At 37.9% G+C, this 23,259-nt stretch carries 27 protein-coding genes; 19 read left to right on the top strand and 8 right to left on the bottom strand.

What is annotated here, in order from left to right; genetic code table 11:
* Positions 1-4 precede the first annotated feature (4 nt).
* Entirely contained in the window at positions 5-388 is a 384-nt protein-coding gene (locus tag H0185_RS05255; RefSeq protein WP_343223085.1) for a hypothetical protein, read from the bottom strand.
* Between the two features lie 139 nt (positions 389-527).
* Positions 528-806, bottom strand: a complete 279-nt coding sequence (locus H0185_RS05250) for a hypothetical protein (protein WP_221871841.1) — start codon at positions 804-806, stop codon at positions 528-530.
* Positions 807-1,005: 199 nt separating this feature from the next.
* Here H0185_RS05250 and H0185_RS05245 point away from each other — a divergent pair, with 199 nt between their 5' ends.
* The 6 genes from H0185_RS05245 (at position 1,006) to H0185_RS05220 (ending at position 5,542) form a co-directional block, all read left to right on the top strand.
* The gene (locus H0185_RS05245) at positions 1,006-1,431 is read left to right on the top strand and encodes a universal stress protein (protein WP_221871839.1); all 426 of its coding nucleotides are present in this window, start codon (positions 1,006-1,008) and stop codon (positions 1,429-1,431) included.
* 367 nt (positions 1,432-1,798) lie between these two features.
* On the top strand, positions 1,799-2,779 hold the full coding sequence (locus H0185_RS05240; protein WP_221871837.1) for an aldo/keto reductase: 981 nt from the start codon (positions 1,799-1,801) through the stop codon (positions 2,777-2,779).
* A 263-nt stretch (positions 2,780-3,042) separates the two neighbouring features.
* Complete coding sequence (locus H0185_RS05235) at positions 3,043-3,660, top strand: DUF47 domain-containing protein (protein ID WP_221871836.1); 618 nt, start codon at positions 3,043-3,045, stop codon at positions 3,658-3,660.
* A gap of 13 nt (positions 3,661-3,673) precedes the next feature.
* Positions 3,674-4,672, top strand: a complete 999-nt coding sequence (locus tag H0185_RS05230) for an inorganic phosphate transporter (RefSeq protein ID WP_221871834.1) — start codon at positions 3,674-3,676, stop codon at positions 4,670-4,672.
* 82 nt (positions 4,673-4,754) lie between these two features.
* Complete coding sequence (locus H0185_RS05225; RefSeq protein ID WP_221871832.1) at positions 4,755-4,910, top strand: DUF3934 domain-containing protein; 156 nt, start codon at positions 4,755-4,757, stop codon at positions 4,908-4,910.
* A 188-nt stretch (positions 4,911-5,098) separates the two neighbouring features.
* The gene (locus tag H0185_RS05220) at positions 5,099-5,542 is read left to right on the top strand and encodes an SRPBCC family protein (RefSeq protein WP_246629011.1); all 444 of its coding nucleotides are present in this window, start codon (positions 5,099-5,101) and stop codon (positions 5,540-5,542) included.
* 109 nt (positions 5,543-5,651) lie between these two features.
* Here H0185_RS05220 and yppF read toward each other — a convergent pair whose 3' ends face one another.
* Positions 5,652-5,879: a YppF family protein gene (gene yppF, locus H0185_RS05215; RefSeq protein WP_221871830.1), complete on the bottom strand. Its 228-nt coding sequence runs from the start codon at positions 5,877-5,879 to the stop codon at positions 5,652-5,654.
* Between the two features lie 200 nt (positions 5,880-6,079).
* Complete coding sequence (locus tag H0185_RS05210) at positions 6,080-7,501, bottom strand: Na+/H+ antiporter NhaC family protein (protein WP_221871828.1); 1,422 nt, start codon at positions 7,499-7,501, stop codon at positions 6,080-6,082.
* A 221-nt stretch (positions 7,502-7,722) separates the two neighbouring features.
* Here H0185_RS05210 and H0185_RS05205 point away from each other — a divergent pair, with 221 nt between their 5' ends.
* The 3 genes from H0185_RS05205 (at position 7,723) to H0185_RS05195 (ending at position 10,175) form a co-directional block, all read left to right on the top strand.
* Positions 7,723-8,721, top strand: a complete 999-nt coding sequence (locus H0185_RS05205; RefSeq protein WP_221871826.1) for a DUF3231 family protein — start codon at positions 7,723-7,725, stop codon at positions 8,719-8,721.
* Between the two features lie 26 nt (positions 8,722-8,747).
* Complete coding sequence (locus H0185_RS05200; RefSeq protein ID WP_221871824.1) at positions 8,748-9,311, top strand: hypothetical protein; 564 nt, start codon at positions 8,748-8,750, stop codon at positions 9,309-9,311.
* A gap of 327 nt (positions 9,312-9,638) precedes the next feature.
* Positions 9,639-10,175 (top strand): GNAT family N-acetyltransferase, encoded by a 537-nt coding sequence (locus tag H0185_RS05195; protein WP_221871925.1) that lies wholly within the window; start codon positions 9,639-9,641, stop codon positions 10,173-10,175.
* A gap of 96 nt (positions 10,176-10,271) precedes the next feature.
* Here H0185_RS05195 and H0185_RS05190 read toward each other — a convergent pair whose 3' ends face one another.
* Together H0185_RS05190 and H0185_RS05185 are read right to left on the bottom strand one after the other, a co-directional pair.
* Entirely contained in the window at positions 10,272-10,445 is a 174-nt protein-coding gene (locus H0185_RS05190; protein ID WP_221871822.1) for a DUF8096 family protein, read from the bottom strand.
* 85 nt (positions 10,446-10,530) lie between these two features.
* Entirely contained in the window at positions 10,531-11,523 is a 993-nt protein-coding gene (locus H0185_RS05185) for a DUF3231 family protein (protein WP_221871820.1), read from the bottom strand.
* A gap of 465 nt (positions 11,524-11,988) precedes the next feature.
* On the opposite strand from H0185_RS05185, the gene H0185_RS05180 reads away from it, so the two are divergent.
* From H0185_RS05180 to H0185_RS05135, 10 genes are all read left to right on the top strand, one after another.
* Entirely contained in the window at positions 11,989-12,432 is a 444-nt protein-coding gene (locus tag H0185_RS05180) for a DUF5392 family protein (RefSeq protein ID WP_221871818.1), read from the top strand.
* Between the two features lie 181 nt (positions 12,433-12,613).
* On the top strand, positions 12,614-14,380 hold the full coding sequence (locus H0185_RS05175; RefSeq protein WP_246629010.1) for a LysM peptidoglycan-binding domain-containing protein: 1,767 nt from the start codon (positions 12,614-12,616) through the stop codon (positions 14,378-14,380).
* Positions 14,381-14,788: 408 nt separating this feature from the next.
* Positions 14,789-15,217: a hypothetical protein gene (locus H0185_RS05170; RefSeq protein ID WP_221871816.1), complete on the top strand. Its 429-nt coding sequence runs from the start codon at positions 14,789-14,791 to the stop codon at positions 15,215-15,217.
* Positions 15,218-15,397: 180 nt separating this feature from the next.
* Positions 15,398-16,393 (top strand): hypothetical protein, encoded by a 996-nt coding sequence (locus H0185_RS05165; RefSeq protein ID WP_221871814.1) that lies wholly within the window; start codon positions 15,398-15,400, stop codon positions 16,391-16,393.
* A 198-nt stretch (positions 16,394-16,591) separates the two neighbouring features.
* Positions 16,592-16,756 carry a hypothetical protein gene (locus H0185_RS05160; RefSeq protein ID WP_221871940.1) on the top strand — a complete coding sequence of 55 codons (165 nt, stop codon included), beginning with the start codon at positions 16,592-16,594 and terminating at the stop codon, positions 16,754-16,756.
* Positions 16,757-16,967: 211 nt separating this feature from the next.
* Positions 16,968-18,185, top strand: a complete 1,218-nt coding sequence (locus H0185_RS05155; protein ID WP_221871813.1) for an MFS transporter — start codon at positions 16,968-16,970, stop codon at positions 18,183-18,185.
* Between the two features lie 205 nt (positions 18,186-18,390).
* Positions 18,391-19,206, top strand: coding sequence for an undecaprenyl-diphosphate phosphatase (locus H0185_RS05150; RefSeq protein ID WP_221871811.1), 816 nt, complete (start codon positions 18,391-18,393; stop codon positions 19,204-19,206).
* Between the two features lie 203 nt (positions 19,207-19,409).
* On the top strand, positions 19,410-20,381 hold the full coding sequence (trhO, locus tag H0185_RS05145) for an oxygen-dependent tRNA uridine(34) hydroxylase TrhO (RefSeq protein WP_221871809.1): 972 nt from the start codon (positions 19,410-19,412) through the stop codon (positions 20,379-20,381).
* 52 nt (positions 20,382-20,433) lie between these two features.
* Positions 20,434-20,733 (top strand): DUF3219 family protein, encoded by a 300-nt coding sequence (locus H0185_RS05140; RefSeq protein ID WP_221871807.1) that lies wholly within the window; start codon positions 20,434-20,436, stop codon positions 20,731-20,733.
* Between the two features lies 1 nt (position 20,734).
* Positions 20,735-21,742, top strand: a complete 1,008-nt coding sequence (locus tag H0185_RS05135) for an LLM class flavin-dependent oxidoreductase (protein ID WP_221871806.1) — start codon at positions 20,735-20,737, stop codon at positions 21,740-21,742.
* 290 nt (positions 21,743-22,032) lie between these two features.
* Here H0185_RS05135 and H0185_RS05130 read toward each other — a convergent pair whose 3' ends face one another.
* Positions 22,033-22,764, bottom strand: a complete 732-nt coding sequence (locus H0185_RS05130; RefSeq protein ID WP_221871805.1) for an SDR family oxidoreductase — start codon at positions 22,762-22,764, stop codon at positions 22,033-22,035.
* Positions 22,764-23,033, bottom strand: coding sequence for an Atu4866 domain-containing protein (locus H0185_RS05125; RefSeq protein ID WP_221871803.1), 270 nt, complete (start codon positions 23,031-23,033; stop codon positions 22,764-22,766). Before H0185_RS05125 ends, H0185_RS05130 begins: the two co-directional genes overlap by 1 nt.
* Between the last annotated feature and the right edge of the window lie 226 nt (positions 23,034-23,259).

Below are 23,259 nucleotides of genomic sequence, written 5' to 3'. Positions count from 1 at the left end.
ATCACTAAGAAGGTTTTCGCTCGAAAATCCTTTTAAAGTTTTCTCTATAAAAAAACAACAAATATCCATAAGCGATGGAAAGGAGGATAGCTAGAATAAGGAACGAGCGGTCAAGGAACAAATGGAGTAGCAAGATATTAACGATGATTGGGGCCAATAACGCAAGTGATAATGGAACGAATCGATTGAGTAACAGAAGAAGACCACAAACCACTTCTAATGTTTTCTCAGCAACTAATAAATAATCAAACTCAAATAAAGCCATAGCTTCAGGACTTGTTGGAATAAATGGCTCTAGTCCAAAGATGACAAAATATCCATTTATCCCAGCAACCAAAAAGACAATCCCTAGAAAGAATCTGCTTATCTGCATCACGATAGAATTCACCAAGCATCCCCCCTAGTAAAGTCTATTCTTCTTTCAAACGAATATCCTTCTAAGTTCCTACTCTGATACAGAGAAATTCAGCTTCTTTAAAGCTAAAAACCCACTGCTAGTTGATGCTCTTCTACATAAGTGTCCAAGTCTAATAGAATACTTGCTCCACCATTCCAATCACCAAGAAAGATAGAATGAGAGTGGGCACAAAAAGAAAAATCCGAGCCAACAAACGAATAGAATTGAAGCGAATAAATACCTTCCAAATTAAGCCGACCCCAACCATCAAGAGCGGTAGACCTATGCAAATGGCGATGAAATCCACTAAAGTAAAGGGCTTACTTATATAGTGATCAAAAAAAATATTAAGACCAAATAGGATCGTGACTAAAAGGAATTGATAAACAATAAATCGCACATGCTTCATAATTGAACTCCTCTTATTATTGATAATATCATTATCATAAAACTAAAAAATGGAATTGTCAGTAGGAGTTTCTCACTATTTGAATCTCAGAAAAATAAACGTTAACAATATTGTCTTTTTTGTGCGGCAAATAGTCTGTATTTCAATGGTAAAATTAGGTAAGAAAGATAGAATTTAGCCAAACAAGGAGATGAGAAGGATGTTAACGATATATTCTAGGATCGTCGTTCCTTATGATCATTCTGAGTTAAGTAAGAAGGCGTTACAATCTGCCATGACCCTTGCGAAGCAAGACATCAAGATTGAATTATATGTTCTTATGGTCATTCAACCTGAAATCACCATTGCTTATCAACAAACGAATACTCGGGAAAACCAACGTGAAGCTTTTGGAGAGGTGCGAAACATAATCGAAAAAAAGTTATCTGTATTGCCAAACAGAACGAGAACCTTTGTATTGGAAGGCAATCCACCATCGCTTATCGTAGATTTCGTGAAAGAGCATGATGGAGATCTAATCGTAATGGGCAGCAGAGGTTTAAGTGGTCTGAAGGAATTGTTTTTAGGAAGTGTCAGTCATTATGTTGTCCAAAAAGCACCGTGTCCGGTTTTAGTAGTGAAATAGAAGATAAATGACATAATAAATAGGCAAAATGGCGAACAGTGAATAAAGCTGTTCGCCATTTTTTTAAAACATCATTTGATCATAATCAAGGAATCCTAGTTCCCTATCGTCTGGACTTACAGACAAAGAGCACAAATCATGTGAATAAGTTGGATAGAGTAAAAAGAAAAAAAGACTAACTTTCGTTGGGATACAAGGATGGCAATTATGATCCGTTGTTCGCAACGGGAGTACTTAAACAGCAGCTGAACATTTCATCCAACCTAATAAATAGAGGAATACACTGATCTATGACGAAATAAAAACAGTATGATGTGCAAGTTTTAGGGGAAAAGAAGAAGATTTTACTGGAAAGTTGGTGCAAGGAATGGACTATGTAAAACTAGGTAACACTGGGATGGATGTTTCACGTCTTTGTCTTGGTTGCATGAGCTATGGTGAACCTGATCGAGGGAATCACCAGTGGGTTTTAAATGAAGAAAAGAGTCGCCCAATGATTAAAAAGGCCCTCGATTTAGGGATTAATTTCTTTGATACCGCCAATGTATATTCAGACGGGACAAGCGAAGAAATTGTCGGTCGAGCTCTTAAAGATTTTGCCAATCGTGACGAAATTGTGCTGGCAACAAAAGTTCACGGGAGGATGCACCAAGGACCAAACGGTGCAGGACTATCGCGGAAAGCGATCATGAGTGAAATCGATAACAGTTTAAAACGACTTGGGACTGATTATGTTGATCTCTATCAGATACATCGCTGGGATTATGATACCCCGATAGAAGAAACGATGGAAGCCTTGCATGATGTGGTGAAAGCGGGGAAAGCAAGATATATTGGAGCTTCCTCGATGTTTGCCTGGCAATTTCAAAAAGCCTTACATATAGCTGAAAAAAATGGCTGGACCCGTTTTGTCTCGATGCAAAACTACTTAAATCTTCTGTATCGCGAAGAAGAACGGGAGATGCTTCCGCTATGTAAAGAAGAGAAAATCGGCGTAATTCCTTGGAGTCCGATGGCCAGAGGCCGATTGACGCGAGATTGGGATTCAACCACTTCGCGTTCGGAAACCGACGAGTTTGGTAAATACCTTTATGCAAAAACAGCAGAATCTGACCGTGTTGTCGTCGAACGGGTGGCGGAGATTGCCGAAAAACGTGGCGTCCCTAGAGCCCAAATTGCTCTTGCTTGGGTGCTCCAAAAAGACCCCATTACAGCACCGATCATTGGTGCTACAAAAATATCTCATTTGGAAGATGCAGTTGCTGCTCTTGATGTTCATTTGTCATCCGAAGAAATTTCCTTCCTCGAAGAGCCGTATGTACCACATTCAGTTGTTGGTTTTAAATAGTTTGTGTAGCAGCCTAATAAAAAACTGCCCTAAGTCGTCCTACTTAGGGCAGTTTTTATTTTACAGATAGGAGGGACAGTAAGGCCTCACAAGCTGTCCTTCTCCGTTAATATTTCACCATAATAATTTATCATAATAAAGAGAATAGTAACATTATGTATTTTTTTTTTAGAAATGACTTCCTAATTCGACAATTTTCGAGTAAAATTATCTAGCTTAATGTAAAATTTCTTCAAATGGAAAATATTAATGGGGGTTACAGAATGGCTTTCAAAAAAAAGGATAAGTTTGGTCTCTTACTACATAACATCTCTTCTAATTTAAAAGAGGCAACGACTTATTTTTCTGATTACAAATTGAACAATGTCAGCGATTTAAAAATTTTCTCCGAAAAAATGAAGGAATATGAAACAAAAGGAGATTCGTATGTACATGAAGTGATAAAGGAATTAAATAATGCCTTTATTACTCCTATTGAACGTGAGGATATTCTGGCGTTAACCATGACCATGGATGATGTGTTAGATGGTCTAGAACACACTGCAGCATTATTTGAAATGTATTCAATCATAAATGCCGATGACTTTATGCTCCAATTTGTTGATGCGATAAAAAATTGCGCTTTTGAAATACAAGATTCAATTGATTTGCTAACAACGAAGAAGTTACCTCAAATTCGTGAACATGCGATCAAGATTAAAGATTACGAATCAAAGTGTGATGGAATTCAACGACAATCGATTAAACACTTATTTTCGGTTGAAAAAGATCCAATTCGCATTATTCAATACAAGGAGATTTACGAAAACCTTGAAGATATAGCCGATTATTGCCAAAACGTGGCCAATACGTTAGAAACCATCATCATGAAAAATGCATAAGGAGAAATGACAAATGGATGGACTTTTTATTTTGACAATCTTAATTGTCATTTGTGCCTTGGCCTTTGATTTTATTAATGGTTTCCATGATACCGCAAATGCCATTGCAACTTCTGTTTCCACAAAAGCCTTGAAACCAAGACATGCAATATTATTAGCGGCAACAATGAACTTTGTCGGCGCAATGACCTTCACTGGGGTAGCAAAAGCGATCACAAAGGACATCGTCGATCCGTTTACTCTAGAAAATGGATCAGTTGTGATTCTCGCAGCACTGCTTTCGGCAATTGCATGGAACTTAATCACTTGGTATTACGGCATTCCTAGCAGTTCTTCTCATGCGATTATCGGTTCGATTGCTGGGGCAGCCATAGCTGCTGCAGGATTTAGTTCTTTAAATTATTCTGGCTTTATAAAAATCATTCAGGCATTACTCATTTCACCAGTCCTTGCTTTTGTAGTAGGATATTTGGTTTATAGCCTATTTAAAATTATCTTTAAAAACAATAACTTAGCAAAAACAAATAAAGGCTTTCGAACTTTTCAAATTTTCACTGCTGCTATTCAAGCCTATTCACATGGAACCAATGATGCACAAAAAGCAATGGGAATCATCACAATGGCTTTAATTGCAAGTGGCAATCTTACGACGGATGATGTACCATTTTGGGTTCAGTTTGCCTGTGCACTTGCCATGGGACTTGGGACTTCGGTAGGTGGTTGGAAAATTATTAAAACGGTTGGGGGCAATATCATGAAGATTCGCCCCGTAAACGGTGTGGCTGCCGATATAACAGGAGCCATGATTATTTTTGGTGCAACCTTTATCCATTTACCAGTTAGTACGACACATGTCATCTCCTCATCCATTATGGGTGTAGGAGCTTCCCATCGATTGAAAGGTGTTAAATGGGGAACTGCACAGCGAATGCTTATTACATGGGTGATTACATTGCCAATATCAGCTACGCTTGCAGGGATTATCTATTTCGTGTTAAATCTCTTCTTTTAACGATTCATACACTGTTTTTTTCATGAAAACTGGATAAAACTAATTCATAGTACGTACTTTTAGCACAATTGGAGTTGATAGGATGCCAAAAGCAAAGGCAAAAAGTGGCATTGGAAGAGGAACAGGCAAAAAAGGCTGGAATCGTTGGCAAGCAAAGGCAAACAAAGTAAAGAGTGCCAAACCTTACAAAAGTAAAGGTACCAAGCAAGCCGATGATTCTAAGCAAAATGTAGATTAATGAATTAAAAACAATATTGTCTATGTGATCCTTAGAAAGACATGCTAGGGTGACAATCAATGAATAGTAGCCTTCTTATTTAAGAAGGTTATTTTTTATGCAGAAATGTTTCAAATTTTGGGCATTCTTGTTATATAGAATTAAATCGCAAATCAGATAGACTAACCTAAAAAGAGAGATGATGAATATTGGATACACAAATCAGTACAAAAATGAAAATAAACAAGTCTGCGAATCGGGTGTTTGAAGCAATCGTAGATCCAGTAAAAATAGGGAATTACTGGTTCTCCTACAGTTCGGAAAGATGGGAACAAGGTAAGAGTGTTACCTTAAGATATGATGAATATCAAGCAGAAGGTGAGATAAGCATCTTGAAAATAAAGATAAATAACGAAATTGTGTTTTCTTGGGGAGGGGAACTAGGAGAAGAAACCATTGTCACAATTACATTCAAAGTGTTGGAATCTAATTGCACATTGATTGAGATAATAGAATCGGGTTTTAACGAAAAGGATCCTGAGTTAATAGGTAAAATGGTAGGGCAAAAAGAAGGTTGGGTGTATATGTTATCCTGTTTAAAAAGCTATTTGGAAAATGGGGTAACGAATTTACGTGCATCTCTAGTCCATTAGATTCCCCTTACGTTGAGGGCAGTTATAGTATTTAAATAGCAACCCCCAAGTAAAGGAAAATGAGTTACCACAATTTCCTAAAAAATAAGGGGACAGGTTGTCCTGTCCCTCATCCAGGAATCGTTATGTGTTGTAGGTGAGTTTGATTGATATTCATCACATAGGAGTGAGGCTTCTCAGCATTTCGCTTCGTTAATTCATTGAAGAGGTTCTTATATTCAACAATAGATATTTCGCTATGAATATATCTTTTTTGAATATAATCTAATAGTTCATTCGCATGATGGGGTGGTTGATTCTTCTCCAACTGAAAACGGTGAATTAATTCCTCTAACATAAAATCACTCCATTTTTAGATTGTTTACTATTTGAAAACGCTTCCATAGTCAAGTATAACATGTGATTTTGATATGATGAATTATAAAATAATTCAAATTATCGACACATTTCTACAATGCTAAAATGGTTTACTTCAAAAAAACAGCTTATTTCCCCGTAGTTAGGAAAGTAAGCTGTTTTTTACGATGGCGGAAGTGTTTAAACTAGGATGAAACCAACAACTACATAAAACAAGGTTGCAATCGCTGCTCCTATGATACAAATCTTCAATTTATAGCGGGCGTATTCAACAATATGCAAATCTAAAATGGATGCTGTCGTAATCGTTGTATCTCCCAATGGGGAAGTCAACGCTCCAAAGGCTCCACTTGCAAATACCGCGCCAACAGTTAAAGGGATGGATGCTCCTGTTGAGACAGCTAATGTCATTCCTAGAGGCATAAACAATCCCCAGGTACCCCAAGAAGAACCAATAAAATATCCTACCGTTGAACCAAGTAAAAAGATGACACCCGGTGTTAAAAAAGCAGGGAGAAATGATCCTAATGTTGAGCTAATGAAAGCTGAAAATCCAAGCTCTTCCGCTGATAACGTGAGCGCCCAAATGAGCACAAGCAAGCTGATTGCCTCCATCATTTGATTGCCCCCATCATAAAAATGGTACAACAATTCGTCCAATGGTTGTTTCCGGATAATATATAAAATAAACGACAAAACCAAAGTGATAAATACAGCTAAAAGCATAACAAAAGTTGCATCAGCAACCGAAAAAGCTTCAAAGACAGAGTTTGCTCCTTTTGATGTTCCATCTTTCCACAAGAGAGATAAAGACAATCCTAATAAAATAAAAACGGGTATGATTAAATTCCACGGCTGAGCCTTTACCATATCTAATTCTCTCTTAATTCCAACTCGATGAAATTCATGCTCGTGGTCTTCTATTTGGTTCTTGTCTTTAGATTGATCAGACTTCTTTTTCGGGTTCCATAACGTTTGAATGATGCCAATGATCAGCATGCTAATCGCAAAAAAATTAAAGAGAATGCTTTGTAAAAAAACTTGATAGGGCGACATCGTTAGGTTTAATTCAAGGATTCCTCCTTCTACTAGTGAAACCATAAACCCTACAAACGCAGTTGCAACTGGTAATAGAACAATAATTGACTCTGTTGAGATGTCCAAGGTTAAACCGACTTTTTCTTTGGATAAGTTCATTTTTTTAATTAAGGATTTAATGACAGGACCAACCATCATGATGCGAAACATTGGCATCATAAATGTGAAGGGGAGGGTAAGCCAAATCACTCCCAGCAATCCACGTTCCGAATGAATCTTTGTGCCAACCCACTCTGAGAACCCTTTTATCCCCCCAGAGATGTTCATCATCCCTACAAGACCACCAAATAAATAAAGAAATGCGATGATTTTGATATTGGTCTCATCCGACAATGTCGTAACGATATAGGTGACGGATTGATAGGTTCCGTCTATTAAACCAGCGGCGACAATCAATGAACCAACAAGCAGACCGACAACGAGCCCAGGTAAAATGTTCTTGAGCCAGATTGACATCGTAATGACAATCGCAAACGGCAGTAAAGAAAGCCAAGTATGTTCCAAATCTTTGCCTCCTAAATTCAAGGTTTATGTAGAGATCTAAATAGCTTGTCTATTGAATTTGTATAGTATTGCCTTTGATGATTTTTTCTATGTTCGATTTGTACCCACTAGGTCTTTAAAAATACCAATGAATTAGCCTTCTGATTAGGTGTGAATCCCAATAAGGGATAAATTTTCACTTTACGGAAAAAATACCTTTAATAGCTAACGGAGGTTTTTTTATGGAGAAACATAATATTAAATTGACTTCTTCAGAAGTTGCGAATCTTTGGGCGAATTATATTGGGGATAGCATGTCCATTTGTGTATTCAAACATTTTTTAGCTCATGTTGATGATCGTGAAATTAACACCATCCTAGAACACGCTATGGATCTGTCGAAGCAGCATGTTGAAACCATCAAAGATATTTTTCAAGAAGAAGGAATTCCCGTTCCTAAAGGATTCACAGATGAGGATGTGAACGTTAAAGCACCACGATTATTTGAGGATCCCTTTTATCTATACTATGTTAAAAATATGACAAAAGGTGGACTTGCTACCTATGGGGCAATTCTTCCAAATGTCTTTCGAAACGATATAAGAGAATATTTCATGTCTTGTTTGTCTTCGACAATGGAATTATATAATGAAACGACAGAATTGCTCTTGTCAAAAGGTCTTGAAATCCGTTCGCCGAATATTCCATACCCAACGACCGTGGAGTTTGTAGGAAAACAGAATTTCTTAGCGGGATGGTTTGGGGATAAACGACCATTATCAGGGATAGAAATCACACATCTATATGCAAATATTCAAACGAATAAATTAGGGGAAGCGTTGACCCTGGGATTGGCGCAAGTAGCAAAACAAAAAGATGTGAAAGATTATATTCTAAGAGGCTTAGACATGGCAAAAAAGCATATTGAAAGATTTTCTAAGCATCTCAAAGCTGATTCTTTGGCGATTTCAATGCCTTGGGATCAAAGTGTAACCACATCTACTGAACCGCCATACTCAGAAAAATTAATGATGTACCATGTTGGATTATTAAGTAGTGCAGGAATGGGAAACTATGGTGTGTCAATGTCTTTGTCTCCGAGACGAGACTTAGCATCCTTATATGGGGAAATGATTGGGGAAGTGGGCCTTTATGCCGAAGATGGAGCCAACATCAATATCAAATATAAATGGATGGAGAGACCTCCTCAGGCTGCTGACCGGGACGAATTAACACAATAGCATTCCGTTTAAGGAGGGATGGTCCTATGGGACATAGAGAATATTGGAATCAAATTTACGAAAAAAGTGACGAATTTAATTCGTTAATTACGTCTTACTGGAATGAGTATTCTCATATGGGAACATGGCAATTTTGGTTCGTCGCCTTTTTAATGATTACTCCGTTAGTTTTGCTATACTTTACTGTAGATCGAAAAAGAATTTTTGAGGTATTTTTCTTTGGGTATACCGTGCATATTTTGTGGATTTATGCCGACCTTGTGCTTGAAAGGTATGGGTATTTTGTGCACACTTACTTTTTATCCCCATACTATCCCTTCGCCTCAAATATAACCGCGTCATTACTCCCTGTGGGTTATTTGCTCGTTTATCAATATTGTACAAATAAAAATAAAAACTTTTATCTTTACGCCCTTTTGTTTGCGATCGTGATTACCTATACAATAGCCCCTCTCGAGGAGGCATTAGGGTTAGTAGAAATTAGAAATGGGATGAAAAAATTCTATATAGTCCTTATAGGAATGAGTGCTGCATCCATTGCCTATCTGTTCACAAGGTTCATTATTCGATTATCCAAGAAGTCTCCGTAGGTACACATCAACATAAGTCTTTGAAAGGGCCTTTATCCTAGAAAAGATTAAGGCTTTTTTTGCTCAAAAAGGATATGGCAAGGGAAATTCCAAGTATACAGTTGGTTGATTAAGAATAGATCATAATGGTTTTTTATAACTGAAAATTGAAATTTTTAACAATGAAAGCCCTTTTATTATGGTATAATACTCCTGTCAGCCCTAACTTGGAAGGTGTGAGATCCTATGTCCGAGAAATTAAAACAACTAGTAAATGAACGTAATTCTTTTCTAAATCGGTTAACGAAGGGGAGGTATCCTCTTTTTCATAAAAGAAGAGAGTTTACGATGAGTAAAGAAACCGAAAGGCTCCTCATTCGACCACTCAAGAAGGAAGATTACTCAAATTGGTTAAACGAGTTTAGCAATAGACTTCCTTCTCAGCACAAACACGATAAAGGTAGAATGAATATGAGTAATTGCAGTGAACAGTGGTTTGCTCAACTAGTGAAAGAACACCAGGAGTTGGCATTCACAGATCAAGCCTATATTTTCGGGGTGTTTCGCAAGCAGGATGACACTCACTTGGGCATGATAGATTTCTCAACTTTAGCAAGAGAGAACTTTCAATGGGGACGTATAGGGTATAGCATTCACAATCATTTCTGGCGACAAGGTTATGGGAAAGAAGCAGTCCTCGCAGCCTTACAATTAGCCTTTTCAGAACTTCACTACCATCGAATTGAAGCACATATTCATGTTAATAACACAGCGTCCATTGAGCTAGCAAAAAAAGTTGGCATGGAATATGAATGTGTTCGGAAAGCGTTTCTCTTTGAATCAGGAGAGTGGTCAGACCATTTGATTTTTTATAGAAATAAATAATAACGCTACCGAATCAAACCTTGCTTAAGATATTTAGCACGTCACATTAGATACATAAAAGCCATAAATAGGAACAAAAAAAGCCCTCACCAAGGGCTAAATCCGCTTTTTCATGCCGCATTGCCGACACTCTCGAACAAAAACATAATTATGAACCGAGCTTTTAAAAAGAGCATTCCCACAATTATCACAGCGTCCACTTACTTTATCTGGGTACTCTTCGTAGTCGTATATTTTTTCTAAATCATATTCTGTTTTTTCGTTTTCCATCCTTCAGGCTCCTTATCTTAACTTCTTATCTTATGATAACAAAATGCATACATAAGGGGAACCCGTTTTATTAGAATCAAAACCCCTAGTTCGAACCAAGCTGATCACGGTTAACGGCGTGTGGTGGTTGTTCCATCCAGCCATGATCAATCATGATGTTGGCACCATCCTCCACATATCTACCGATGTCAAAGAGTAATTTCCCATATGTAGCTCCAATATCTCGTCTTCCATTTAAAGACATGGCATTCGCGTAGGTTCTGATTTTCATCGAAAACATGTCGATTTTATGAGTCATCATTAATTTATCAGAAAAAGGTGAAATCGTTGATGCTTCTACAAGGTCGTCGATTAATGGGGGTGAAGGTAAATCCTCTTTGCTTAATTTCTCAGACAGTTGTTGAATATGATGCATCGCCATTTTTTTTCCTCGAAGTAGAAAACTCTTCACATCGTCCTTCTTGGCCACCTGAGTAAATCCAGTTAATAACGCTTTACTCGTTATGTTGTTTTCAATATTATCGAATAGATGAGCAATTTCTAATGCATGAAGAGGCCTTACTTCTCCTAAGAATCCATTAAGATAACTTTGTTTTGAGATGTACATTACGTTTTCAGGTATAGGAATCGTTGCGGGTTCTTGTAGGTAGCCTTTTTTATCTAAGGCGCCTTTTACTTTATTTATTAACTCAATCGTATTAGAATTGCTGTAAAGGATAAATTCTTTTACATCCTCTCTCATCATCAACGGAATGGCCGTTGAATAAATACTCAAGCCTGCCTTTGTAACATATTTTAAATAATAAAGGTAAAATAAATCAGAATATAGTCTAGGAGCATCTAAGTCAACATCCTTTTCCGTTAAACCGATTGGAACAGGTGAATTTTCGTTTTTAAAGAGATGGTCCGTCCTTTCTAGTAAGTCGTTTGTTAAATTTAGTGCATCGTTTACGACCGTTTTTATCTCAGGGTCCTCAACATGTTGAAGGAAATAACTAAGTACACATTTAGATAATGTATTACCCATATGAACAGTCCATAGTTTGCCTATTTCAGCAGATGTCATTTTTTTATTCATGAGTATAATTCCTTTACAAATAATTTTTCCATCCTGTTTTTGTTAGTATTTGCAGAATGATTCAATCAAATACGGTAAAAATAGTTCATAAAAAGTTTTGCGTTAGAATAAAAATACAATGTGTTTATGATTAGCGAGGAATATGGCGGTAAGTGTGTTCATTTGACCGATAAACCCAAATTTAATATACTATTTTCATATAATAATGAAATTCTCTTTAAAGGGGAGTAGCTTTTACAGCAAGGTCGTCAATACGGAGATTAAAAAATCTCTCGGCTTTGTTGGCAACTGATGTTGTTAGCAAGACCTTTATCAATACAACTATTGATAGAGGTCTTTAATTGTCCACAAAAGACCTTTGCCAATTGGTAAAGGTCTTTTGTTCTAAGATGAGTAAAAAATCTAAAAGTGCTGGAAGGGGCTTCTTCCGCTATCTTTGTATAAAATACACATGGAGGGGAAAACATGGTAAATATGAAAATTCCAGATCTGCCAAAACACGTAAGCAAAGAAATTGAAAAGCTACAGGAAGTACTGAATCCAATCATGAAAAAAGTGACTAAATATACGATGTGGACACTCCCACTAATTCTGTTCTCGATGTTTAATTTGTTAAGCCTTATGTTTGTTGGTGCTTTAAATTTTGATAACTTGTCTATGATTCTCTTCTTTGCCTTAGCGGGTGCCGTTGGGATGGCCTTGTACAAAGAGATTAGAATACAACGAAAACAAATACAAAAAATAAGCGCGAACTATATCATTGAACGAATTAAAAAGAGCGAAATAGCGACGGAAACACACAAAAACCAGTACATTGCTCTCGTTAGCGAACAACCTATTGGAAAGATGCTCAATCACTTCATTACGTTTTTAAATGAAGAAGAAAATCGAAGAAGGTTGCTGAACTAGGTAGCAAAAAAAGGGCCTAATCCATTATTTGGCCCTTTTTTTGCTTGTTTTCTATCCTTCGTTTCTTTCAACCGTCACTTTTAATAGGTAATCCGTCATGTAATTTTTCCTTCTAGGTGTAATCCCTTCCTATTTGGTAAAAATAACAACAAGTTGCAACAATCAGGGGGGATCATGCAGCATGGAGGAATACCAAAAGTATGCAATTCGAAAACGGGGACCTCAAAGTGATGAATATGAATTTATCCTGTACCTGGATGATCAATTAAGTGAGTTTGGGAGTGAGTTTGGAGGTCCAACAAGTTCGCGACAATCCATCATCATGACCACTAGGAAGGTAATAACCGAACAGTTTCCGACAATTAAAGTGACAATGGTTAAAGTGATGATAGGTGGAATGGTTGTGGCCGCGATGCCCCTTACCACCGATAGATTTTCATCTGAAGCATTAGCAGCACCGATGTCAGCTAGTACGCAAACACCATTACCCAACTCTATCTACTATACTGTTTCTCCTGGCGATACATTATGGTTATTATCGCAGAGGTTTAATATCAGTGTCGACTTGATTAGGAGAGCCAATCACCTCACTACAGATGTACTCCAAATACAGCAGCGGTTAATCATTCCCATCGCCATTCATACTGTTGGAATAGGAGACTATTTAACTGTGCTGGCGAAAAAATATGGGACGACTGTCGAGGCAATTAAGGAGGCAAATAGCCTAGAAACCGATAACACCTTTCTTGGTCAAACACTCATTATCCCTAAATTAATTGGAGGTCAAAATAATCAATCATCACCTTCAACGAATTCACCACAAGCCAATTCTACCTATACTGTTGTCTCAGGGGATAGCTTATCAGTTATTGCAAAACGCTTCAATACAACAGTCGAAGCGTTGAAACGTACCAATCAGTTACCTTCAGACTTGTTGCGGGTGGGCCAGGTATTAACTATTCCTACTAATAGCGAAACAGGACCAGAACCCATACAACAAACGGATAATTTACGATATACGGTTGTTGCAGGTGATAGTTTATGGGGAATAGCGATGAAATATAACGTGAGCTTAAATGAAATAAGAAGTGCAAATAACCTTGAAAATGACTTATTACAAATTGGGCAGACAATCCTGATACCGAAAACAGCATCCTATGAAGAAAACGTCCCAAATCATGGTGTACCTGCTCCAACACCAGAAAAGCCGAACTCCAACTACATCGTTAGAGCAGGCGATTCGCTTTCGGTTATTGCGAAGCGGTTTCAGGTTTCTGTTGAACAATTGAAACAGGATAACCAATTAACTGGAGACATCATACGAGTTGGTCAGGTTTTAACGATTCCAAATGGAACTTCTGCTCCTAAACCTTCAACACCATCTCCAGTGCCTGCTAATCAGGATATTGTGTCGGTTCAAAAAGATCTCCAAAAGCTCGGGTATTATAAAGGAAAAGCCACAACAGGGAGCTATGATACAGCAACAACGCAAGCAATAAAGAATTTTCAAACTGATTATGGGCTAGCTATAACTGGCGTCATAAATGAGGCGACGGGTACAGCAATCAATCATGCTATTGTGAAAAATGAACTGGTAAAGGATACCGTCAACTACACAGGCGTTCCATATCTTTGGGGTGGGGAAACCCCAGCAGGATTTGATTGCTCCGGATTTGTTTACTTTATGTTTAATAAACACGGGGTAGACATGTCTCGAAATACTTCTGCTGGCTTATATAAGACTGGAACCTCAATCAGTCGAGCCAAACTACAGCCTGGTGACTTGGTTTTCTTTGATATCAATTCAACTGGAACCATTAGCCATGTTGGCTTTTACATGGGAAATAACCAGTTTATTTCTGCAACGAGCTCCAAGGGAATCCAAGCCGTATCAATGGATAACTCCTATTGGTCAAAGTATTATGTTGGGGCAAAAAGGATTTATTAACTTAGTTCAAAGAACCTTTTGCATATGAATAACCACCGAGGCATCACCCAATAGGTGATGCCTCGATATTTTTTATGGGATTTCCGTGGTATCTTAAAGCATTTTTTGCAGTAGACTATTTGGTTATTCGCTTTACATTCGTTTTCAAATTCTTTTCTCAGTAATGAAGGACTAATATTAGCTTAACAAAATCGTATGTACTCTTTAACAAGAACAAAGTTCGAGCTTTGTGAATTCTGCTTACATAAGAAAACGATAATGGTTCACTATACTAAACAAGATGAATTTGAGTTCAATTTTAATTGTGTAATCTGTCTAAGTGAAAAGGACTCTTTACAACCTTTGATGTTCCAAAGGATGGGTCGTATTGATCATTACGAAACTGTTTTCGCTAGAAAGGATGAAAGTATGATTTCATTTCGTGGGGATGCTCATAAAATTTATCTTCAATTGAAAAACGCTTCAAACAAAGGGCAATCTTATAAACAGATGCCAGCGATAGTAGAGATAGAAGAAATCAAACAGTTTTATCATTCAATCGATAGCAGTACCTTAAAACTCATTTTTTACCGAATGATAAAAGAAAAAAATGGCTCCGGGATTGTCCCAATTTTTGTTTCATCTATCCCATGGTTTTTATTTATGTTTTCAAACAAGATTCAAGATTTTCTTTTCAAAGATGGTCGTTTTATTTGGCTCATTATCTTTGCATTTCTTTACTTTTTCATCTTGATTACAAGTGTCATTCTTCATTTTCGGGAAAAAGCATGGGCCGCCGCACATATTGAGATTATTCAAGATGTTTTAAAGAAAAGAAACGATTCAGACATCGCTTGAATAACCCCTTTGAACATCTCTCCTCCTTAATATCACCTTTATCCGCTTGATACCGATAGAATAAATCCGGTATCAAGCGGTCCATGTTGTAGCACCCGGTAAAATCGTATATAATAGTTCATTCCCATTTCGGGAATTACTATCTTAATTAGACATGCTTTTTAGTAGGAGGAAATCGCTTTGAAGAAGGTACTATCAATTGGAATCATGTTTGGCTTACTGCTGACCCCTTTATTAACAAATGCCCATGTGAAGTGGTTTACCGAGGTTGAGCCTCAAAAGGAGTCCATTGAAAATATTTTATCACCGTTATTTATGTTACTAGCTTTAACAGCGGCAGTGGTTCTAGGGATCTTAACCTTGCTTATTCCTAAAACAACCAATTGGAAACAAATCCAAAACTGGGATGCACGACTTTCAAGTTTACGAAAATATTCAAGATACATTTTAAAATATGGGACGGCCATTGCATTGATTATCCAAGTGGTAAATGGAACGATATTTGCTCCAGAATTGCCAATCACCAATACAATAACAACGGTGTTAGCATGGATTAGTATCGCTTTATTACTTATCCCCAATCATATCGCTACAAAAATAGGGGCCGCCTTGTTATTATGTTTATTTGTTTTTGTTACGGTGGACCACGGAATCTTTTACATGCTCGATTATGGGTTTTATGTCGCGATTATTGGAGTCCTGTTAGTTGGAAAAACCAAATATGAGAATGTGGGCTTCCCATTTTTATACTTAGGAACGGGTTTGTCGCTATGTTGGGTAGCAGTGGAGAAATGGGTGTACCCAGCCATGAGCTTAGATATTGTTGCCAATCACCATGTGCCAACGTTCGGTTTTGACCCCGCTGTTTTCATTGTTATGGCCGCATATATAGAATTTGTCGTAGGATATTTGCTGGTTGTAGGAATTTTGAATAGAGTATTGGGTCTTGTTGTTACGGTGATTTTTGTGTTAACCACGATGTTGTTTGGAATGAAAGAAGTTATTGGACATTTTATGGTACACATTGTGTTAATTATTTTTATCATTGAAGGGGTTTCTTTTTACAATCCACCAATCAAAATGCATAAAACGAAAATTGACCAATTTATCTTTGTGTTCTTAAACTTCTTGTTTGTTTTATCCACCTTTGTATTAATTTATTATCGATTTGCCTAAAAGTTCATTAAATGGTTATAGGGACTAAATCTCTAAATGACTCTTAGCGTGATGCTATCAGAGAGAATAGGTAGGGGAGCGAACTATTTTCCTCATTAATTTCTAAAGTTCCATCAGGTCCAATTGAGGAAAATGATGGAAGAAGGATTAGAGATTTGGTAAAATAAAAATATCAAAATCATAGGAAGTGGAAAAAACATGAGCACAGGAGTGAATATTGGCGATATTATTTTCCAACTAGTTTCGATTGGGATTCCTATCTTTGTTGTCTATATTCTTTTCTCATACTTGCGAAATTCCAAACGGAAAAAAGCCCAACTTGATCGGATTGAACAAAAGCTAAACTCATTGGATAAAAAGTAAGGAACTTCTACTAGTAGAAGATTGAAGAGTAGTGAATCGGGATACCGATTTAGCTACTTTTTTTTATTGGTAAATGGTTTTAAAGCTGTTCGAGAGCGCGCTATAAATAAGAATAGTTTGAATATAGTGAAAATTAATGATATTATTTTATGGAGAATGTAAACGCTTAAAAATTCTATACATAGGATGTTCAATGATGGGGTGGGATGGAATGGTAAAAAATAAGAGTTTGGGGATCTACGCCGCGATTGGGATGCTTACAACCACTGTTGTTTTAGCTTTCGCTAGATTATCCTATGGTGTTGTTCTTCCATTTATGAAAGATGGCTTAGACATTTCCTATCAACAAGCTGGATATCTAGGGACTACAACGTCATTAGGGTATTTGTCCACCGTTGTATTTGCGGGGATTCTAGCCGCAAAATGGGGTGGAAAACGAACGGTCATCTTAGGAATTTCGCTTGTGACCACAGGCTTCGTGGGTCTAGCATTGTCACCCTTTTATTGGATGATGTATGTTTTCATGCTCTTCTTAGGGATTGGCACTGCCTTTACCTATACACCATTCATTTCACTTCTTGTCGCACGGTTTCCACAAAAAAAGGGGTTAATGATTGGCCTTGCTACAAGTGGAGTAGGGATTGGAATGCTTTTTGCGGGAATTGTCGTTCCGTATTTAGGCAGTGTTTATGTTGATATTGGATGGAGGATTACTTGGGGGATCTACGCTGCTATCGCTTTTGTCGTTGTACTCCTTACGCTTCGTTTTATTGAACATACTCCAACTGAGACTGAAAGTGACAATCATAAAAAACACACTACTTCACCAAAAGAAATCTATTTAAACCCTAATGTGATGATTGTTGGCTTTATTTACGGCATTATTGGCATTGCTTATATTGTACAGGTCATTTTTGTGATGAGTTTTATGATTGAATCTGGTGTTAGTAATAAAATTGCTGGACAATTAATGGCGGTCAACGGAATTTTATCGATTTTTAGTGGATTTATCTGGGGTGGGATTTCTGATAAGCTTGGCAGAAGGTTTTCATTAGTGAGTACCATGGGACTTGTATTGTTTTCAATGTTAGTTCCCGTATTTTTCCCTACCATATTAGGTTTTACTATTCATATCATCGTGATTAGCTGTACGATTACTGGACTATTTACCTTAATACAAGCATCAAGTATGGATCATGTAGAACCAAATGATATGCCTGTTGCGTTTGGGTATGTGACGTTTTACTTTGCTGCTGGCCAATTGATTGGTCCAACCATTGCTGGCTGGTTGATTGATGGGTTTGGTGGGTTCAAAACAGCCTTTTTATTCTGTGCTATTTGTTTAATGGTTGGCTTTGTATTGACACTTAAAGTAAAAAATTCCGAAGAAGTCCAACAGGTTGAAACGCCCATCAGTATTGAATCTTAATGGGTGATGATGCACCTCCAACAACTGATAAAAAATAAAAGCCACTTCATCCGCATTTGCGACATATGAAGTGGCTTTTTTTTGTCCTTGATAGAATTACTTATTGGTTTTCAGGGGAGTCTTAAAAAATCTTTATACGAAAAGCTATGTGTATGCTAAAATAGAAAAGGTGTTTTTGGATTACTATTGTATAAGGAGAAAATGGATGGAATTTGAATTATTAACTCTACTAAAGTATTTGTTTTTAGGACTATTACAAGGTTTTACTGAACCAATCCCGATTTCTTCAAGTGGACACCTGGTGTTAGCACAGTATTTTATGGGGATTGAAACAAGAAGCTTATCGTTTGAACTACTAGTAAATGCGGCCTCACTGATCGCTGTACTGATTATATACAGAGAAGACATTATTCGCCTTGCGAAGAATGGAATTTCTTATATTGTGACTAGGAACCCTGAGTCTAAAGCAGACTTTATGTTTATTGTTTATTTAGTTGTTGCGACAATCCCTGCAGGTGTCATTGGAGTTTTATTTAATGATGTAATTTCTGAGGTGCTCAAAGGAGTTCATATTGTCGGAATCACCTTAATTGTAACCGGGGTAGCGTTGTTTCTTATCCGCAACCTTAGAGGAAGAAAACAAGATGGAGATATTACGCTTAAAGATTCAATTATTGTAGGTCTCGCGCAGGCTGTTGCATTAATTCCTGGGATCAGTCGTTCCGGAGCAACGATTGTTGCATCCATGGGACTCGGAATGAAACCAGAAACAGCATTGCGTTTTTCTTTTTTATTATATATCCCCGTAAGTCTTGGCGGCACGCTGCTAAGCATTACTGATATTGCCAATGATCCTAATCTAAGCCAGCTATTTATTCCATACCTAGGCGCTTTTATTGTTTCGTTCATTGCCTCTTATTTCTCACTGAAATGGTTTATGGGCATCATGGCAAAAGGAAACTTAATCTACTTTAGTATTTATTGTTTCATTATTGGAGCAGCGGTACTTATTTTCGCATAGACAAGCATACATGATATGGAAGCGATTTTTATAAATCGCTTTTTCCTATTTAAGAGGGTAGAAGAGAAAGGGGAATGAGATTGGAAACATTTTTCTTTACCATCGTTTAAAAATAGGTTTATAATACTATAATAGTGATAATTATCACAGGACCAGTTCTGGTCCTTTTTATATTTAGTTATAGATTAGGTGGTTTTAAAAAAATGGAAAATCCTTCATACCGTGTTTTACTTTATTATCAATATGTTCCGATTGAAAACCCAGAGCAGTTTACAACGGACCATTTACAATTTTGTAAGGACCTTGGTTTAAAGGGACGTATCTTAGTTGCAGAAGAAGGAATTAACGGTACTGTTTCTGGAACTATTGAACAAACAGAGCAATATATGCAAGCGATGAAGCAAGATCCACGTTTTGCAAATATGCCATTTAAAATTGATGAAGCGGAAGGACATGCTTTTAAAAAGATGCACGTACGTGTTCGTCCAGAACTTGTTACCCTAAGATTAGAAGACGACATAAACCCTCTTGAACTAACAGGGAACTATTTAAGTCCGAAAGAATTCTATGAAAAAATGCAGGACGAAAATACGATTGTGATCGATGCTCGGAATGATTATGAATACGAGTTAGGTCATTTCCGCGGTGCGGTCAAACCTGATATCAAAGCTTTCCGCGAATTACCAGAGTGGATTCAAGAAAACAAAGACATTCTCGAAGGCAAAAAGATTCTTACGTATTGTACCGGTGGAGTTCGTTGTGAAAAGTTCTCTGGTTGGTTAAAACAAGAAGGCTTTGAAGATGTTTCCCAGCTTCATGGAGGAATTGTTACGTACGGAAAAGACCCCGAAGCAAAAGGTCAGTTATGGGATGGTCAATGCTATGTGTTTGATAACCGAATCAGTGTTCCTGTCAACAGAGTAGAACATGTGATTGTCGGGAAAGATCATTTTACTGGCGAGCCATGCGAACGCTACGTAAATTGTGGAAATCCAGAATGTAACAAACAGATTCTTTGTTCAGAGGAAAATGAACATTTCTACATGCGTGGCTGTACCCATGAATGCCGTACACACGAAAGAAATCGTTATGTCCATGAACATGACTTGACAGAAGAAGAAGTACAAGCACGATTAAACAGGATTGAAGAAAGAAATACTGTAGTAGCAGAGTAAAAGATTCTATCTTTTACTCTTTTTTTACATTAAATCATTAGGAGGGTGAAACATGGTCACGCAAATACAATTAGATCAAACACCGATTACAGTTTTTACATATAACGAAGAAATGATTGATGGGTTACATAAAATAGATGTGGAGTTTAAGGTTTCTAGTGAAGAATATCATGATGTGGCAACACTGCTTTACAAAGGAACCTTTGATGTTAAGGTTCCAAGTCGAAATCTAGCATTTAAAGGGAAAATTGTTCAATATTCAACCAGCATCACAAACTTGTATGAAAAAGGGCAAGTGGGTGATTACCGGGTAAGTTTTCTTGAAGTTCAGGATGAGAAAGAAGGAAACTAAGATGAAGGTAAGCATTTTAGATCAAGCTCCAATTGCTTCGGGACAAACAGCAAGAGAGGCATTGTTAGATTCGTTGAAACTGGCTAAAGCTGGCGAGACTTTAGGATACATAAGGTATTGGATCGCCGAACATCATGACTTATCAGGGCTAGCCTGTTCGGCACCAGAAGTGATGTTAAGTTACCTCGGTGCAAACACCACTCAAATCCGCCTAGGTGCAGGCGCAGTGCTTTTGCCACATTATAAGCCATACAAAGTGGCAGAGGTCTATAATCTGTTAGCAACCCTTTTTCCAGGACGAATTGATATTGGGATAGGTCGGGCGCCAGGTGGTTCTGCTGAAGCAACGAATGCACTATCCGACAACTACCTTCAGCAGGTTTGGAAAATGCCTGAGTTAGTGACTGATTTGCTTCATTTCTTAGACGATGATTATGTTACAGACAATGAGTATGCTAATCTTTCTGCATCTCCCATTCCCGAAATTGCTCCAGAAGCCTGGCTTCTAGGTACAGGTAAAAAAAGTGCTGAACTTGCAGCTAAAAAAGGATTACCATATGCCTTTGGACAATTTATGAGTGAAAGGGACGGAGAGGTCCTCGTTAACCAATATCGCAAGGAGTTTGTCCCACGGCAAGCAGGAGACCGGTCTCAAGTCATTTTAACGGTTTCAGTCATTTGTGCAGAAAGTAGTGATAAAGCAGAAGAGATTGCCTTAAGCTCGCTTGTCTGGGGACTTCAGAAAGAAAAAGGGCTAGGACAGCAAGGAGTTCCTTCCATAAAGGAGGCAAAGGAATATCCACTTACCGAAAAAGAATTAGATGCGATCGAAAAGCAAAAACAAAAGATGATCATAGGAAATCCCCAAGAGGTAGCTTCGAAACTGCGTACCCTCCAAAGCTTGTATCAAGCTGATGAGCTCATGCTCGTCACCATTACTAATTCTTTAAAAGATCGTATTCAATCGTATAAGTTGGTTATGGAGGAAATAAAGAAATCAAGTAGATAATTCAACTTAAGTGAAAAATTACATCCGAAAAAGGGTACACTCATGTCCGTTTCCCTTTATAAACATGAAAAATGAAGCTTAAAATGATAACCTAAAGTGATGAATGAATGTACTATATTAAAAGAAGTAGGAGGAATACCCTCAAGTCCCTATCGTGAGGATTCGAGGGTATTTCCTACATACAATTCTTCTCTGTGATGATATGGAAGAATTAGATCCTTAGGAATTAATTTTTGATCGGAGAAAGCTATATGATTCTAATAGCATTCCTGATATCTCTTTTGTTTCGTTTACATTGCAGGTTTAATGACAAGTTCACTTACATCGACATGAACAGGCTGTTCAAGTGCATAGACGATCGCACGGGCAATAGCTGTAGCTGGCAGAGCATTCCGTCGGTATTCATTCATGAATTCTTTAGCCTGGTTGTCGGTAATGCTCTCAGCTAGTTCTGATTCCGTTACTCCTGGCGATACAAGGGTCACACGAATCCCTTGGCCAACAGTCTCTTGCCGCAATCCGTCCGTTATTGCACGTACGGCATATTTAGTCGCGCAGTAGACAGCTGCCGTCGGGGTCACTTCGTAGGCGCCGATGGATGCAATATTGATGAAATGTCCAAATCCTTGTTTTTTCATAACCGGAAGACCTGTGGCAATGCCATGGAGGACACCGCGTATATTGACATCAATCATCATGTTCCATTCCTCAATTTTTAATGATTCCAGCGAAGAGAGCGGCATCACTCCTGCATTGTTAATAATGGCGTCCACTCTTCCGAAACGACTTTGGGCTGCACCTATCATTGCCTGCATCTGTTCTAGTTCTGTCACGTCGAGCTGTTGAATGACTACAGAACCGCCATCCCCTTGAATGTCAGATGCCAATGACTTTAGTCTTTCCACGCGTCTTGCCCCGATCACAACATGAGCGCCTAAGCTAGCGAGCAGTCGTGCTGTTGTTTCACCAATTCCGCTGCTTGCCCCTGTAATCACAACCACTTTTCCATTAAGTACAGACATTATTCCTTGCTCCCTTCTTCCAGATATAGCACCATACCTGCATGGTAAAGAACCCCGTTGACAAAATCACCATTGGCAGTAAAGCCTGTATCATCGACATATTCGATATGATTGTTTTTGACGATATAGCTGCCTTGATAAGCGCTTTTGCGGTTGCCGCGGGCTTCATCGTATCGGCCGTTTGGAAGCAGCTCGTGCCGAATATAGCCGTCCGCGGTCACCCACATCCCCACAAAGGGATGAGACCTTTTTACAAGTTCTTTTTTCATTTTATAATCTCCTCTCGCAAGTCATAAGATGGTGGCACTCAAATCTTGGCAGGATTGAAATGCAGATAAAGTGATCCAAAGAACGTAACAGAAACAGAATCAAATCCATATCAACAAATTTAAGTGTCTGACCATAAATTCATTATGAACTTTTGCGCCAAAGAGGAGGTAGTCGGAAAATAGACAATTATTGCCTAATACTCCAATAAATTATAGTATAGTGAGC

The sequence above is a fragment of the Mesobacillus maritimus genome, assembly GCF_019749255.1.
GTDB classification, from domain to species: Bacteria; Bacillota; Bacilli; order Bacillales; family Cytobacillaceae; genus Mesobacillus_B; species Mesobacillus_B maritimus_A.
The sequence above is the reverse complement of the archived record's forward strand: the minus strand, read 5'-3'. Positions and strand labels throughout refer to the sequence as shown.